At 56.5% G+C, this 16,545-nt stretch carries 8 protein-coding genes; 4 read left to right on the top strand and 4 right to left on the bottom strand.

Annotated features, from left to right (window positions below; all coding sequences use genetic code 11):
* Positions 1–275: 275 nt before the first annotated feature.
* Positions 276–1,793 carry an exodeoxyribonuclease I gene (gene sbcB / locus BUC04_RS09930; RefSeq protein ID WP_067655025.1) on the bottom strand — a complete coding sequence of 506 codons (1,518 nt, stop codon included), beginning with the start codon at positions 1,791–1,793 and terminating at the stop codon, positions 276–278.
* A 124-nt stretch (positions 1,794–1,917) separates the two neighbouring features.
* A complete protein-coding gene (locus BUC04_RS09925; RefSeq protein ID WP_067655028.1) occupies positions 1,918–2,523 on the bottom strand; it encodes a peroxiredoxin in 606 nt (201 codons plus the stop codon).
* Positions 2,524–2,818: 295 nt separating this feature from the next.
* Between BUC04_RS09925 and BUC04_RS09920 the strand changes: the two genes are divergently transcribed.
* Together BUC04_RS09920 and BUC04_RS09915 are read left to right on the top strand one after the other, a co-directional pair.
* The gene (locus BUC04_RS09920; protein WP_067655031.1) at positions 2,819–10,018 is read left to right on the top strand and encodes an Ig-like domain-containing protein; all 7,200 of its coding nucleotides are present in this window, start codon (positions 2,819–2,821) and stop codon (positions 10,016–10,018) included.
* A 255-nt stretch (positions 10,019–10,273) separates the two neighbouring features.
* Complete coding sequence (locus BUC04_RS09915; RefSeq protein ID WP_067655034.1) at positions 10,274–11,104, top strand: hypothetical protein; 831 nt, start codon at positions 10,274–10,276, stop codon at positions 11,102–11,104.
* 14 nt (positions 11,105–11,118) lie between these two features.
* On the opposite strand, the gene BUC04_RS09910 is transcribed toward BUC04_RS09915, so the two are convergent.
* Positions 11,119–12,099, bottom strand: coding sequence for a hypothetical protein (locus BUC04_RS09910; RefSeq protein WP_143165667.1), 981 nt, complete (start codon positions 12,097–12,099; stop codon positions 11,119–11,121).
* 638 nt (positions 12,100–12,737) lie between these two features.
* Positions 12,738–13,364 (bottom strand): YkgJ family cysteine cluster protein, encoded by a 627-nt coding sequence (locus BUC04_RS09900; RefSeq protein WP_067655041.1) that lies wholly within the window; start codon positions 13,362–13,364, stop codon positions 12,738–12,740.
* 153 nt (positions 13,365–13,517) lie between these two features.
* On the opposite strand from BUC04_RS09900, the gene BUC04_RS09895 reads away from it, so the two are divergent.
* Positions 13,518–14,237, top strand: a complete 720-nt coding sequence (locus BUC04_RS09895) for a hypothetical protein (protein WP_067655044.1) — start codon at positions 13,518–13,520, stop codon at positions 14,235–14,237.
* Between the two features lie 59 nt (positions 14,238–14,296).
* Positions 14,297–16,264: a hypothetical protein gene (locus BUC04_RS09885; protein ID WP_143165666.1), complete on the top strand. Its 1,968-nt coding sequence runs from the start codon at positions 14,297–14,299 to the stop codon at positions 16,262–16,264.
* Positions 16,265–16,545: the final 281 nt, after the last annotated feature.

Genomic DNA, 16,545 nt, shown 5'->3' with positions numbered 1-16,545 from the left:
AACTGCGAGGAATGCTTGCGGAGCTAACCCTCTTTTGTCGACCTCAGATTGCGAAGTAGCCAGCCCTCATCCAGGGCAAGGTGCGCTGGCATCTCCTGGATTTCCGAGCTAACACAATCGACAGCGACGACCTGATCAGACTTTGGCAGCACCTCGATAAGCTTTACCTGCTCGGCAAAGCTGGCCAACTCATTGTCGCTAATGACATGCTCGTGATCCGGAATTACGGCCTTATACCGATGCCCAGCCTCTAACTTTACGACTTCACTCATAGCCTAGATCGACAACTCAGCTTGCTCTTTGGCACGACTGGGCTCTGGGACCTGGTACTTTTCCTTGATCTCTTTGCAGTAGGCCAGCAGATCGTCAAGTTGAGCAACTTGCTGCTCAGTGAGGTCGCGTTCACGCTTAATTTGAGCAATATCCTGCACACACTGGTCAATGGTGTACCCAGGGTATTTGTCAGATCCTGATAGCTTCTCCCGGACGAACCGGTCCCACTGCTCGCGCTGCTCCTCATTGAAGAGGTCGGGATCGGCACGACCGATCTGCAGGAACACGATCCTTCCGACGCGGGTATCCAACTCAGCGAAAGCGACTCGCTCCTCGATTGGACGGGATAAAGCTTGCTCTATGCGATGAGTTTCATCGCGACTCAGGAAGCCACCCGAGTAGAGGTCGTAATCAGGCCAGTCTGGCTTTGGGTCAAACTCTTTGGCCATCAGCAAAGTGACCACGCGCTCCCATGTCTTGCGCCTCTCCATTAGGGCTTTGGCGTTGGCTCTTATTGCCTGCCCGTCAAGGCTGCAGTGGGACATAGTCTCTGGGCTCAGCACCATTTCGCCAGTTGGCAACCTGGTTGGGAACACCTGGGGAACACCATTGGTTTTCACCTTTGTCAGACCGGGCCGCTCAATGCCTTCTGGCATGTCCTCTTTTTTCGAGTAAATGAGATCGACGATCTCCTGTTCAGACAGCCCATCGAACTGTGCAGGGTCAACCATCAGATTGTAAACGTAACGCTCCTTCTTCCCACTCGACGCGACGTTCATGAACAAGCCAAAATAGTTGGTCTTGTTGAGGTATGGGGAGGTCATCAGGAACGGCTTACCACCATCGATGATCGTGTTGTTGTATGCCCAGTCTCGACACTTCAGTGCCGCCTCCCATACCAACGGAACGCGCTCCCGAATCATCTGGGAAATCTTAATTAGGCACTCCACATCGGCCAAAGCATCGTGGGCGTTTTCGTGCTCGATCCCGTTGAGTCCGGACAACTGGTCCAGCTTAAAAGAGACCCCTTCGCCAATGGTCCCGTCGGGATTCTCTACTTCCTTCGTTGGCCATTTGAAGACTCCCGGAGCCAGCGCGTGCACCATGCGCAACACAGGCAGCAGATCTAACCGAGACCTGCCCATCTTCCACTCGTGGTCATAAGGCGGCATCAGATTACGATACATCCAACGGCGCATGACCTCATCATCGAAGTTACTTGAGTTGTAACCGGCAAGACACGCACCATCGTATTTAAGCAGCAGTTCGCGAGTCTTTTCGGCTACCTCATAGTCAGAGGGAAACTCTGCCAGGGACTGGGGCGTGTGCCCGGTCACCAAAACGGCACCCGGGTGAGGGATGATGTCGTCACCGAGACGACACTTCATTTCAAACCGCTCAATTTCGTTCAAATTACCATCAGTAACAATAAGCGCTACCTGGGTAACGCCTATGCCATCGACCTCGGTGGTGCTGGCCTCAAAGTCATACCAGATGTAGTAGTCAGGCACACGGTTCATAGGTTCTATCCATAACGATCAGTCACTTACCTTCATCATACCCCGGCCATGACCGAACCCCGAGCACCCCAGCACGAAAAAGCGGGCCCAAGGCCCGCTGTTATCAGAGCGTACGATTCTCCAGTCAGAGATCGTCAGCATTGCCGGCCAGGAACCGGGCTACGCCGTCTGGCGACGCGTCCATACCCTGCTTGCCCTTCTCCCATTGTGCCGGGCACACCTCACCATGCTCTTCGTGGAACTGCAGGGCATCGATCATCCGCAGCATCTCATCGACATTGCGGCCCAGCGGCAGGTCGTTGACCACCTGGTGGCGCACCACACCCTGTTTGTCTATCAGGAACGATGCCCTAAAGGCCACACCGTCCTGGGGGTGCTCAACGTCGTAAGCCCGGCAAATCTCATGGCGCACGTCCGCCAACATGGGGTAGCGTACAGGTCCGATACCGCCCTGCTCTACCGCGGTCTTGCGCCAGGCGTTGTGGCTGAACTGCGAATCGATGGACACGGCAATGACCTTAACTCCACGTTGCTCAAACTCCGCCATGCGCTTGTCGAACGCGATAAGCTCCGACGGGCACACAAAGGTGAAATCCAGCGGGTAGAAGAACAGCACCGCGGGCTGCCCTTTAATCTCTTCCGCCAGGTTAAACCGATCCACGATTTCTCCATTGCCCAACACTGCCGCGGCAGTGAAATCTGGCGCCGGCCGGGAAACTAACACACTCATCAAAACTCTCCTCTCGTTCGGTGCCGCCTCTTTGCGACCTAATTCCAGCTTACCCAGCACCGCGAAAAAGCCGGCCAACCCCAGCGCCGATCACCACAATCGGCCAGGCCGATGGCTGAGCGCCCTGCTGCTCTGCAATGTGCCCGGGTGGATGAAGTCGCTGGCGGAATAAAGTTCGACGGATATCGCCAGACCGAGATCAAGGCCACTTACAATATTAATTGGATACCAAGGCCCGCCCTGCCAGTGAAACCACCGCCAGGGATCAAACAACAATAATAATAGGAGTCCAGGTATGGCGCGTTTGTGGCGAACCCCTGCCCTGATGGCACTACTACTGTTGACCGCCTGTTCTGGCGGCAATCCCAGCTCAGAACCGGATACCGGCAACCCCAATCCGGAGCCGGAGGCCTACAGCTATGAGATCGCCGGTCTGCCCGATGCGGTGCAGGTTAACGACGTACTCGATCTGTCGGTGGTGCGCAAACCGGACAACCAGACTGTGCCGGCACGCTGGGTATCCACCAACCCCACTGTTGCTGATCTGAATGCCGGCGGTGATCTGCTGGGCCTCACTTCTGGTAAAGCCACTGTGGTCGCCTACTTCGATGAAGGCATGGTACAAGCGGAACTTAACGTTGCCGATACCGAGCGGGACCTGTCCGCTGAGATCACCGGTATCGAGATCGTCAGCCTGGCTGACAGCCTTCCCGTAGACCAAGTAGCAGAACTACGCGCTATGGCCACCGACGCCACCGGTCGCCGCGCCCTGGTCACCGCCCTTTGGGCCACCTCAAATCCGGTGATCGCCACCACCGTATCAGGCCAGCTGCGTCCCCTCAACGAGGGCAATGTCTCTGTTAACGCCCAATATGGCGCGTTCTCTACCAGCCATAATCTGCAGATCACGGCAGCGCCCGAAGAGGCGCCCACACTGGAATCACTGATTCTACTCACCTCAGGCCCCGAGCATGAAGTTGGGCACCGCGAGAGCCTTATCGCCCTGGGGACCTACAGCGACGGCACCACGGCTCCCGTGCCGGATGTGCAGATCCAGTCCGAAAACACCGACGTGGCTTACATTGACGCTGACGGCCAGCTGGTTGCCAGTAGCCCGGGCACGACTGACATCATCGCCACCCGTGACGACCTGACAGCGAACAGCCAGATCACGATTACCGGTGAGATCTCCGGTGCTCCCGTGCCGGTGTTGACCGGTCTGCGTGTGTGGCCACAATCTGGTCCCTTGTTGGCCGGCCAGGTGTTCCAGCTCAATGCGGACGTGCAGTACGACGACGGCCAGTGGGTGCCGGGCAGCAACCTGCATTGGACCTCTGATCAACCTGAGGCTGTCCAGCACGGCTACGGCAACACCTTCCGGATCAGTCAAGCCGGCGACTTCCGCCTGACCGCCTCCCACGAAGATCAAAGCGCGTCAGTCCAGGTAATCATTGATCCGATCACCGTTGTCCGCTCCCTCATAAGCCTTGAACTGCAGGGCCCCACGACGCTAACAGTCGGCGACTTCGCAGGGCTGACCCTTCAGGGGACCTACAGTGACAGCAACGTGGAGACCCTGAGCGGTGCCACATACCGGTCCAGTAATACCGGGAGCGTGAGCGTCTCGGACACCGGGATCCTCACTGCTAACGGCGCCGGTACCGCTACCCTCACTGCAGAACACAGTGGCCTGTTCGCTAGGCATAATCTGACGGTCCTCGAGGCCGTCACCAAGCCGCCGGTACTGCAGGAACTGTTCATCGAGCTGTCAGACGCCCGATTCCTACCTAGCCAACAACGCACCGCGGTAGTGATGGGGCGCTACAGTGACGGCAATACCCGTGAAGTCACCGGGATCCAATGGATCAGCGGCGACGAGACCGTATTGACGGTCAACAACAGCGGCCAAATCACCGCGGTTGCCCCGGGAGTAACCTCGCTGGTTGCCCTGCTTGACGACCTGGCGGTGGAAGCCTCGGTTACCGTCTCTGAACCCGCCATTACAGGCTTGATGGTCCAGCTAGACGACAACCCGGTAGCCGCAGGCCTTCAGGCACAGGCCGGCGTTCAGGTGCAGTTTGAGTCCGGCATTATCCGGCCGCATGCTGCGGTGAGCTACCAGAGCAGCAACCCCTCGGTGTTTACCGTTGACCAGACCGGTCGTGTGACCGGCCAATCCCCCGGCGAGGCCGTATTGACGGTTTCGCTTGAAGGGCAAATTGCCACCGCGTCCATCACCGTGGCCCCAGCCGCATTGATCAGCATCACCGCCTCCGCCGACCGGACCGTGCTGGCGGTGGGTGAGATGACCAGCATCAGGGCCACCGGCCACTACACCGATGGCACCAGCCAGGCTCTCGCTAGCCCTGAGTGGAGCTCCAGCAACCCGGCCGTTATCACGACTTACACCTTCGGTACCGCTGCGGCTATGGCCCAGGGCTCGGCCAACGTGACAGCCATCGTCGGCGCCATCAGTAGCGACCCGATCCCCTTCACCGTGGGTTCCGCCGCCATAACCGGCGTAAGCATAACCGCGGACCAGGCATCCATCGCAGCGGGCACAACCGGGACATTCGCCCTGACCGGCCATTACACCAACGGCGATGATCTGACTCTAACCGGCGGGATCTGGGCGGTTGATGACGGTGCCATTGCTACCGTGACAAGCCCTGGCTCGATTCGCGGGGTCGCCCCGGGCACTGCGATAATCAGCGTGGATTACAATGGCAACTTGGCCAGCCTCCCTATCGTTATTGACCCCGCAGCACTGACTAGCCTGGAACTGCGCGGTGCGGCCGCTACATCACCAGCGGGAATCCAATCCAGCCACTCAGTTATCGGCATCTACAGCGATAGCACTGAAGTGGACCTGACGGACGAAGTTACAGTGACCGCCGATCCCGCCGATCTCACGGTAGCGCGCGGCCCCGGGACAGTGTCGTTTACCGGCCTGGTACCGGGTAGCTACCCCGTGACCCTCGAGCACGACGGCATCTCCCTGAATCTCAGTTACTCGGTTGGTCAACCGGTCACCACCGGAGTGCAGATCACCGATCTGTCAGGCAACGCGCAGGCACCGTTCTCTCTGGAACAGGGTCTGACCCAGGCTGTTGCCCTTAAGCGCCTGCTTAGTGATGGCTCTGATGAACAGGTAACTGCAGATTCCTGGTCAAGCGCCTCACCGGCCTACCTGACGATTGATGGCGCCGGCGTGATTACAGCCGTGGCCGAAGGGCAATCCACGATCACCGGGCAATACGATGGCCAAACCGCGACCCTGGTTGTCGATGCCGTATTCATCAAGCGCCTCGAGCGTATCGAGGTGGCAGGCGGCGATCGCCTCCAGGTTCTGGGCGATTCTCTCACCCTGTCGGCGAATGAGCACTACAACGATGGTGACGTTACTGTGGCTACCGGAATCACCTGGAGCAGCAGCGACCCTGCTGTAGCTACCGTGGACCCAAGCGGCACCGTCAACGTTGTGGGCTTGGGTAGCACCACTATCCTGGCTGACAACGGCACCTTTACCGATGTCATCCTGGTGACTGCCAGCAACAACGCTGTGCTGAGCCTGGATCTGGGCAGTGCCCTGACCCTGCCAGCCGGTAACAGTACCCAGGCCAGCGCGATCATCAGCTTTGAAAACGCCTTCGTACGCAGTACCGACCCCATCGTGTGGCGCAGCACCGATCCGGCCATCGCCACCGTCGATGTCAACGGCAACGTCACGGCCGTCGCCGAGGGCACCACTCGTGTTGAGGCCGAAACAGAAGGCGTAATCGGCAGTGTCGATGTCACCGTGACCAGCGCAGTGCTTACCAGCCTGGCGTTCAGCGTCGATAACACCGCCCTGCCCCACATCGCTACTTTCAACGCCAGCGCAGAAGGGACGCTGTCTGATGGCAGTACCTCGGATTACAGTGGCAGCGTGACCTGGCACAGCACCAACCCGGCGGTACTTGCCCCGGCCGGTGCCGGCAAGTACGACTCACTTACCCCGGGCATTGTTGAGATTTGGGCCAACAGCGGCGCGATCTCCAGCAACCGCATCCTGATCACCGTGTCAGCACCTGTTCCTACGGGGATCACCGCCTCGGCCCCGGCCCCAGATCTGCGCCAGGGCGCCACCGGGGTCCTCACGGCCAGCCTTAACCTCTCTGATGGCAGCACCACCACCCCAGGCACCACGATCTGGTCCAGTGACGACCCAGCAGTGTTCAGCATCGACAACAGCGGAGCATACACGGCAGTCGCTGAAGGCAGCGCCACCGTAACGGTTACCGACGTCGACACCGGCCTGAGCGACGGCATCGTAGTGACCGTGGGCCCAGCCCGCCTGCTCTCCATTGCGCTGAGTGCGGACATCCCGGTGCCGTACGCAGGCCAACCGGTCCAACTGACTGCAACGCCGACCTGGGAGTTTGGTCAGATCATCCCTATCAGCGATTACGCTTGGGCCAGCACTGATCCAGCGATCGCATCCGTCGACGCCAGCGGCAGGGTTACCACCCTCGCCGCCGGCACCGTGTCCATCACCGCCCAGTCCCAGGGCGTAGTCGGTAATATGGACCTGACCGTAAGCGGCCCCATTGTTACCGCGGTAACGCCGGATCAAGCGTCCTTGTCCATCACCGATGGCGACAGTGGCAATATCGGGTTTGTAGTGGACTACTCTGACGGCAGTCAAGCCATCAATACTGGTGGCAACTGGAGTTCTGACAACCCCAGTGTCATCTCAGTCACTGCAGGCGGCGCCTGGTCGGCCACTGCCGCTGGCAGCACGCAACTGCGCCTGACTGTAGGTGGACATGGCGACACCCTGGTCCCTGTAACCGTTGCTGCAGCCACGGTAACCAACATCACCCTCAGCGGTAATACTACGGTGACCGCTGGCGATACCCTCACCATCACGGCGACCGGCCATTACAGCAACGGCGACACCGGTGTGCTGGCAGGGGTCCAGTGGGCCTCTGAGGATGAAAGCATTGCCACCGTGGATGCCAACGGCACAGTGACCGCCGTTGCCCCGGGCAACACCAACATCAGCGCTTACCACTCCGGGATCCTGCGACTGCATAACGTGACAGTTGAAGCAGCGGGACCGGCTGGGTTCAGCCTGTATGTGGTGGACCCCTTCGCGGCAAACGTCACCGAACTCCCAAGCGGGATCATGGGGCAGTTGTTCGCCGAACAAGAGGATGTGGACGGCAACGTCATGGACGTCACGAATGACGTGATCTGGCATGTTTCTGATACCAGCGCGGTGAGCACCTTCGATCTCAACACCGGCTTCCTGCACGGCAATAAAGAGACCGTAATCGACGTCTGGGCCGAGGATATGCACACCGGCGTCCTGAGTGACCGCCTGAGTTTCACCTTCACCCCCAAAGTGATTGTCTACGTCGAGTTCAACGGCTACATGGATATCGAGGGCCCACTGGGCGCAACCGGCACCGTTCCGGGGATTCTCCAGTATTCCGACGCCAGCTGGGGCGACTTTGCTGACGTCGCAAACGATGGCGTGTGGACCTACGACGACGACCGCGACCTGGTGATCACCGGTGACCAGTTCACAGGCCTGCGCAAGGGCTATACCAGCGCTTACTGGGAACCGACCATCTCCTACTACGGTGATACCCATGAGGCGTTCTTCTACATCGGTGATCCAGAGTTAGAGTCCGGGCGGATCGATGGGTTTGCTGGCAGCGGCGAACCTGGCGATACCGTGGCCCTGCAGGCCATCGAGGTATGGACCGACGGTAGCGAAACTGTTGCCACCGGCAATAGCTGGAGCAGCAATGACATTGCCGTTGCGACCGTTGATGCTGGTGGTGCCCTAACCCTGGTTGCGGCCGGGGCCACCCAGGTGCACTTTGACCACCCAGAGATTGGAACACTCTCTTTAGAGGTCGAGGTTACCGGTGTAGCAGAACAGGAGCCGACTATCCTGGTTGACCGATGGAACAATCCAAGCGGAAATGACGTCGTTTGGTTCGGTGGCCGTTCATACCTTACCCTGTCCCTCCCTTCGGGCATCCCCTCAGATGGTGTCACTTGGTCGAGTTCCGATCCCGCAATTGCTGGCTTCACCAAAAATGGTAGTGCTGTTGCGGAAATTGATGGGTTAAGCCACGGCATTGTGACCATTACTGCCCTTCATCAGGGAGAGACTTACACGCACGATCTCGAAGTAGTGGACTTTCCACCAGCTGGGACTGGCTACCCAACAATAGAGAGCTACTTTGTAGGCGATCACCACACCATAAAACTGAACGAGAATGGTGCCGGCAAAGAGCCATACAAAATTGCTAAGGGGACCAAGGCCAAGGTCAGGATGAAGCTCATTTGGCCCAACGGCATCGTCAAGATTAACCCGTGGTCAAATTTGGTCCAATTCACCGGCGATCCTGAATCTCTCGACTATCTGTTTGTTGCCCTTGGGTTAGGGATTTGGGGCTGGGAAGACTTTAGCCAGGACCCCATCAGCGGCGACTACGAGATGACTAGCGTTACCACGAATGCCTGCTGCACGCTGGATTACACCTACAGACCCTTTGTCGAGAACGGAAGCATAAACAGGTGGGAGTGGTATCCTAGCGATATTGCACCAGTAGACGTTGGCTTTAATATCATCGAGTTCAACCAAGGTGACACGGTGACGTTCGATCATGGTGGTACAGTATTTTCGACACAACTTACCACGTCGCCCACTCCGAGAGGCACCTACGGTTTGCAACTGGAGGTGAACCCCACTTCGAATGCCGGAGTCGAGGCTGGCAGATTTGTTCATAGCATCGATCCAGCAGATACCTTTGCTGCAGCTAACGAACTGAAAGTTGACTACCTGGACAGCCCGCGGTCTGTCGCTGTGGATTACGATGTGGATGTAACTTCAGACCCCGCAGCCGCAAGCAACATTGCGCTATTAAAGCACAGCAATGGCACTCAACTGGTGTTGCAATTCCACCTGTTTGAAACGAACTCTAAGGGCGTAACACGAGCGGCATACTCTTGGGCAGCCAGCAGTAGCTTGAACGACGGCTCATTTAACCCGAACTATATCTTCCCCTCAGGCTTGGTGATGGTCTGTGATGATGACGGTGAGTTCTGGATGGAGAACTGCATTGTCTCGGAGACCCTGGAAGACTTGGAGCTGGAGTTCTCGATCACCAACACTGAGCCCCAAAAATGGTCCAGAAACATTATCTTTATCCCTGGCGACGGCTCTGCTGGCTCAACCCTTCGCAAACCTACCGTTAAGGACCGAGGCGTTCTAGGATTTGAGGTTACAGCTGAGCAATTGAAAGGCATCGACCCCAGTGCGCTGGTTTTTCCGGTTAAGAACAACGCCCCACACCCTGGTTACCCACTGGGCTTTAAAGCCGTGCTTGATAATCCAAGCGCCACGCAAGGTCTCGCCAGACCCCAGTGGAGAATCCGATTTAACGAAGGAACAAGCGAAATCAACGTAGTAGGGGAAGTCACGTATGAATAACGTAGCTTACTGCAGGCCTCGCACGGCTTTAACCAGGCCTGCTGCCACGGAAGTGAAATGAAACAGGAGCGGCCCCAGATTAGGCCGCTCCGCTTTTCGTAGTACCCGCAGCACCTTCCCAAAGGGGAAAACTACGGCATACACGACCATCTCGCCTACACACCATTCCACAGCTCATTAATCGACCCGGTTGACTATTGATGGATACCAGCTGCTGCCTTAAAGTGGTCTGAAACGAACACACCCAAACACGCCATGACCCCATCACAGCGCCACGCCCTCGACAAAATCTGCAGCCAATACATACCCAACTGGCGCCAACTCAGCGATTACAGGCAAACCATGGCTCGGCACACACTGACTGACGAGCTCAGCGATCGACTGAACCTACGATGCCAGAGTGACGTGCTTGGCCGTGGACGCTTCGCCCTGTCGTCCCTGGAGGTTCACTGGCTGCCCCCAGGTCGTGATCTATGTGACTACCCCACCCTGCTGGCGGCTGTGAACGCGGCGGAACACTACGGCGCACCCCAAGATGGGATAGATACAGCATCAGTAGAATCGACCCTCGCCAGTGAACCGCTCGACGGCAAACTGATCGCCTACGTTGATGATGGCGCCTATCGGACCGCCTCCATTTTCGCCTTACACCACTACCTGACCTACCAAATTGAACTTGGGGTAGGCGAATGGCTCGATGATCGATACCCAGTCGAGCACTCCCTGCCGGCGACAAAACCGCAACACTCGACTGACGGGTCCATCAACGCAGAACTGGCTTCCAGCAATCCACATGCAGACAAGATCCATGCCTCCGCCTGGGTTGCCATTGAAGAGGTGATGGAACCGCTGGTTTCCGTGCTCCTAGCGGGTATAGACCGGCATGCGCCCCGTGTTTACCAAGTACGGGATGGCCGCATTCACACCACCCTCATTGTCCGCAACGATCAAACAATGACCCTGCTCCGACCCGCACACCTAATCGAAGACCTGAACAAGATCACAGGCTCGTATCAAGAGGTTGACTCACTATGCCGCAGGGGCCTAAGTGCAGCGGTCAGCGCCCTTGTTGAGCAAGGGTTTTGACAGAAAGTGCATTCCTATCTGGACGCAAGAGTATGGTTTTCTAACCCTTGCACAAGACTGCACTCTCCGAGGTTAGCGACGCTTACGGTGATGTCTGCACGGCGATTGAGAGCCCCCCTCAATTCGTCATACTCATCACCCTGCTCGCCGCCACCATCTGTGTCTTTAAAGTGCTGATGAGGTTCACCGGGCTCTAGCCTTTGCACGAATTGAGCTATCTCTGGCGCGGATACCGTTAACGCGTCGTAGGCAGCTTCTGCCCGGGCCTTGATGAGCATTGCATTGTCCTCCGCACTACCAGAGCTACTGGCGTGACCTGATACAACAATCCGCACCTTCCCATCGTCCACCCCCTCCAAGCAGTCCCTAAGTGCCAGTCCTAACATCCGCAAATGCGCCGGTACAGCATTACCTGAGAAAGAGCTCCTTCCCTCTTCGAAGAGTACGGGGAATTCCATTGTTTCCACTTCTGGCAGTCCCTGCTCATCCACCGGCGTGTTAGGCCCTGTCTTAGGAGGCAGGTATACGATATCCCGAACCAGTTGATGGTCAGTGTAATTGAATACATAGAAATTTGATGGCTTGTCGTCTGTTATTGAGTTTAAAGCCGCCCATCCTAAAGTGAATGATATCGACACCATCGCAATCGACGACGTCATAGAGACCCAACGATCGGCGGTTCCCTCTTTGATAAAAAGCCATGCCGGGCAAACCAGTTTTTCAATCCGTTCAAGGACAAAAATAAGGAATACAAAGCCGGATACTGCACCTAAGTTTCGCCCGTGAGCAAACACAGTGTCACTTATAGAAATCCCAAGAAAACTTTCAATTGAGGTTATTGTGTTCGGATCACTCAAGTATCCGTAGAATTGGTAGGTAAAGAAACCAGCAAGCACAAGTACGAATAAAACGTACAATGTCCTCACTATTATGGCTCCTAATTTCAGTGCTGATTGACCCACCCATCGGGCCAACGCTCCACCAGAGCGATTCATAAGGTCCTCCCTCAGGGTCGCTTCATCGCAAAGTCTTAAGGCTGCCCTTCATAGATCTTGTTATCGCCCGGGAACCAGGCGCCACTTTTTGGAGTGAATGGTTGCCCGGCCGGAACCCAATGACCGCCTTTAACGACCCGGCCCGCAAACACTAGCCTGTTTCGTGTAGTGAGAGTAACCTAGCCCCGTTGACTTGGTAGATCGCAAGTAAAACAGGACGTTGAATGAACAAGGTACGAAGAAGAGCCCCGCTTACGGCTATGGGGCTAGTTGGACTGGCTATGGGCCTGTGGGGGGACATGAAAGCGGCACATACTGCCCCCGAAAAGGCAGAGCCCGCATTCTCGCAAGCGCAACCCATCGCCTCTGCCTTGGCCACATTCGCTATCGAGATGCTGTTATATGGCCTTCCGCTCGCCCTAGCCTGGTGGATCTTTTGCAGATACCACTACCGGCTTCCAACAGAGATCGGGTCAAAGTTCAACGGCCACGCCACCACACAACAAGATCGCTTTTTCGCTATGTACTGGGGGCTAGGTAATGCCTGTCTGCTGGCCGGGCTGGCAGCCTACTGGCTAGTCCGCTAAATCAAAAACTGAAGACAGGCGCTAGGCCTTCAGGCTTACTAACTGTACCGCTCAACGCTGGGTCGGGAAGAACTGACGAATGTCGCCGGCGTGGCGCCCTACTCCGAACATGTCCTCGCCTGACACTTGCCCGTAGACCTGGTTAACGTACTGGTGACTGAGATCCACGAAGGCACTGTACAGGTGGAGGAAGGCCGGCTGTGCAGCCACCAACTGGTGGCTTCCCTCAAAGGGCTCGCACATAGCCGGGTCATCTCCAGACAACTTCATCCGGCACGCGAGTGGACGCACCTCGTAGACAGAACACTCACCGTCTTTTAAGAAAGGACATGGTGTTCGCTCCTGAATCACCGGAATTGTGCGATCTGCCAGCGGCAGCTGCTGATGACCACAGCTCTCGGCGATCACCGCAGCCTCGATCAAGCAGACTTCCACTGGGATATAGCAACAATGGTTACAGCCGCGACGGCAGGTGATCTTCAACTGCTCCCTGGGAATCGCCGCGTTGTAGTCGTCGACGATGCGGTAAAGCCGGCTTAGCAATGGCTTGGGATCGACACTTTTCCCAACTGAACCAAACAGGTCATCCTGCAACTTCTCCAGTTTGCGGGTTACGCTGCGCCGTGTCTTACGGTCCAGGGCAACAGACCGAACCTCTTTGTTGTGCTCTGATTTCATGAAGCCTCACTGATTAACGCCGCAATCATACCCCCTGCCACCTCTTGACTCAAACCCAGCCCCAAGGCTTAAGAAATAACTCACCAAGCTGGGTTTCGCATGTCGGATTTTCGCCAAGGGTAAAATAGAAGAAAACCCAAGAGAACATTGGCGATGACTCAGTCTACTTTCTATCCCACCAACAGCGACATTGGGATCAAGATTTATACCGGTGACCTGTCCGAATTCGGCCTCAATGACAATAAAGACTCAGCCGCACCGACCAACCCAGCGAGTTGGAAATTTTCCCTGAAGACAAATAGCAAACCCTCACACACTACCGGTGCCGCAGGCGTTGCCCAACTGTTTGAACTTTATCAAGCTGGCCGTCAATTTTGGAAGTCAATGCACGCAGAAGGACATGGGCAATTTCTGGCAGAGGTGGCCATGCAAGTTAATATGGCTCGCCGTGGTCCTGAAGGCCTGAACTTTGAGGATGTAAAAAACAAAGGCGTGAGCATCGTTGGCATCAACAACAAAGGCCTGAATCATTCAGACGATCCCGATAATGCCGACGGGTCCTTCGATCGCATCACCGTTGCGCGCGGTAATAATTCTCAAGGCAAAGGCCCGCTTGACCCCCAGGATCTGGTGTTTGAGATCTCGAAGAAGGACAACCATTTCCGGAAAGATGCCGCTGGCAAGGTTACCGGATATGACGGGGAAGAATCACTCGCCTCAATGTACCAAACCCTACTGGCCATCAAAGATGCCCTGGATGTCATCCGTGACAAGGAGCCCAAACTCTACTCGGAGGCCCTTCGAATCTTCCATCGCGGCGCTCCTGCTCCTACGAAAGAACAGCAAGCCTCGCTGGCTTTAGAACTGTCCTAACCCTTCCGTGCTAACACGGCGCCCCAGGGCGCCGTCTTGTCGTAAAGGACTCCCGTTTTATGAAGAGCCCAGTGTTTCATTTTCTCACCGGCGTAACGTTGTGGTCGGCTCTCTTAGCCATGCCACTCAGCGCCGCAGCCGATACATTCGAACTGCATGAAGTCTATTACCAACACCCAGGCCACAACTACTTTCTGGTGGATCCGGTAAAGAAGGAGCTGTCCATCCATCTCACCGTGACGAATGAGGAGATTGAACAACACAGTAAAGAGCCTGAACCCGCTAACGGCTCCCGTTGGCTCGAAATCAACGTCACTGCGGCTGGCAAGAACCTCCCGAGCGCCTATAGCAAAAATGCAACTAGGAACGACAATCATGCCCTGCTCACCTACACCTACTCATGGCCTGGTAGCGCCCTTGAGCAGGTAACCGCCAAGATAATCGGTAGGGACGAAAGTGTCTTACGAACCGAGACACTCGGCACCTTACCCCCACAGCATATGGCGCTGATTAAGCTGAACGACAAGGCCACATTCAAAGCCCTTGAGCACTCAGTCCCCATCCAGGACTTTGAAGCCGAGGATCTGGCCGATGGCTTGATGAAGGAATGGCTGGTGAACATTCAGTCGGCATACCAAAAGAGCGGCCCCCGGCCAGATGATCCACCTATCAAGCACTTCCGAGCGGATATCAAAGTGGGCGACACGCTGTTTTGGGATCAGGTGACCATTGAATCCAACTGCTACGGCGATGCACTGACCAGCACCGATGTTTTGTTCGCCGCAACGGTGATCGCCCCGGGCATGTGTGAGATTCGATTCCCGCTGCCCCCAGTTCCAGAAGACTCGATCATTTGGATAAACCTGCAAGCCCCCAACGGCATCTTTAAACGGAGCTTCCTGTACCGATACAACAAAGACCGGTTTACTGAAGAGCGGCTTGCAAGGGCCACAGCACTGGAGCGTATGAAGGCCTCCCACAAACATCAAAAGGCTTTCACAGCATCGCGCCTGGCTGAAAGTGCCAGCGATACCCGACTGCCTCGAACAGAAGAAGCTCACCTAACCACCACCCTTTCCATTGCCGCCCCGGGCACTTCAACCCATGGGCTGGGTAATACCGGCCACACCTTGTCCGAAATGACACAACCTAAGGAACAGCCTGACAAGCTGTCACCGCCCAGACAGGAGGTCACTGTACACCCCCTGTCTGGAAACACACCTGAGTATTCCTATTTCGAATATGACAACGACCGGGGCTCAATCACCGTGTACACCGAAGTGACGGGTAATGAGCTCATTCAGCACGGCGCCTCGAAGGACTTTCAGGGCAAAACCGCATACCGACTGGACCTGAGCATCGATGTAGATGGCGTCACCATTCACGAAGGCGATGGTTCGGGCTACATGCCGGCCGGCCCAGGTCCGAGCTCGCTTACAGGCCAGTTCGACTGGGATGGCCCCACACCGTCTGAAGTCACGCTCAGTTTCCACAACAGCGCCGGCGACGCCTTCCGTACAGAGCAGATTTCCAGCAAGGAGATGCTCAGGGTCATGAAGATCACCCTACACGACCAAGCGCTCTTCGATGCAGTCAGCGGCACGGACATCTCCCAACTCCCTAATAGCAGCAGCCAACAGAAACTGCTGCAGACCTACCAACGGATGAAGGAGCGGGGCCAGGACCGCATGCTGGCGGACGTACGTTACTACCTGGTCAACATCACGGCCGGCGATACCCGGGTTGAGAATCACGCCTTCACCCTTGGCGCCTGCTACAACGAGCAGGTGGCCAAGATGATGCTCACCGGGGCTAAGAACTACGTGGCGCCAGGCAGTTGCGATCTGGAGTTCCAATTGCCACACCTAAGTGATGACACGCCCATCACGGTGGAACTGCTCTACCCGGATGGAAGCCTGGCTAAAACCTACGACTATCACTACACCCTGGACCGCTACGAGCATGAAAAAGCGGAACGTGACGCCTACGTTGACCAGGAATTTATGAAACACCTCTGGGGTGGTTAGCCCCCCCTCCTGCAAGATCTAACTGGGGAGCGATCAGGTCGCTCCCCAGACTGCATTTACCCTACCTTGATGGACCGCGTGGCCCTCAAGCAACCTGGAATCCTCCGGATGGCCAAAACCCCACTATCACATGGCCAACTCTTTACTCTATGTCCCTCATCGCATATTATCCGCGAAACGGCTTGCCCGGCCGCGGTTGGTGACGATACCAAATCCTGGGTGCTCCTCCTGACAAACCAGTACTTCATTCGTTGAAAGGCACTTTCCGAAATACGTCACCC

The sequence above is a fragment of the Ferrimonas marina genome, from assembly GCF_900129905.1.
GTDB classification, from domain to species: domain Bacteria; phylum Pseudomonadota; class Gammaproteobacteria; order Enterobacterales; family Shewanellaceae; genus Ferrimonas; species Ferrimonas marina.
This window is presented reverse-complemented; position numbering and strand designations above follow the sequence as displayed.

Bases quoted from the DNA above. Each gene is read 5' to 3' on its own strand.
- BUC04_RS09895 (WP_067655044.1), top strand. From the start codon at position 13,518: ATGACTCAGTCTACTTTCTATCCCACCAACAGCGACATTGGGATCAAG.
- BUC04_RS09920 (WP_067655031.1), top strand. From the start codon at position 2,819: ATGGCGCGTTTGTGGCGAACCCCTGCCCTGATGGCACTACTACTGTTG.
- sbcB (WP_067655025.1), bottom strand. From the start codon at position 1,793: ATGAACCGTGTGCCTGACTACTACATCTGGTATGACTTTGAGGCCAGC.
- BUC04_RS09900 (WP_067655041.1), bottom strand. From the start codon at position 13,364: ATGAAATCAGAGCACAACAAAGAGGTTCGGTCTGTTGCCCTGGACCGT.
- BUC04_RS09910 (WP_143165667.1), bottom strand. From the start codon at position 12,099: ATGAATCGCTCTGGTGGAGCGTTGGCCCGATGGGTGGGTCAATCAGCA.
- BUC04_RS09915 (WP_067655034.1), top strand. From the start codon at position 10,274: ATGACCCCATCACAGCGCCACGCCCTCGACAAAATCTGCAGCCAATAC.
- BUC04_RS09885 (WP_143165666.1), top strand. From the start codon at position 14,297: ATGAAGAGCCCAGTGTTTCATTTTCTCACCGGCGTAACGTTGTGGTCG.
- BUC04_RS09925 (WP_067655028.1), bottom strand. From the start codon at position 2,523: ATGAGTGTGTTAGTTTCCCGGCCGGCGCCAGATTTCACTGCCGCGGCA.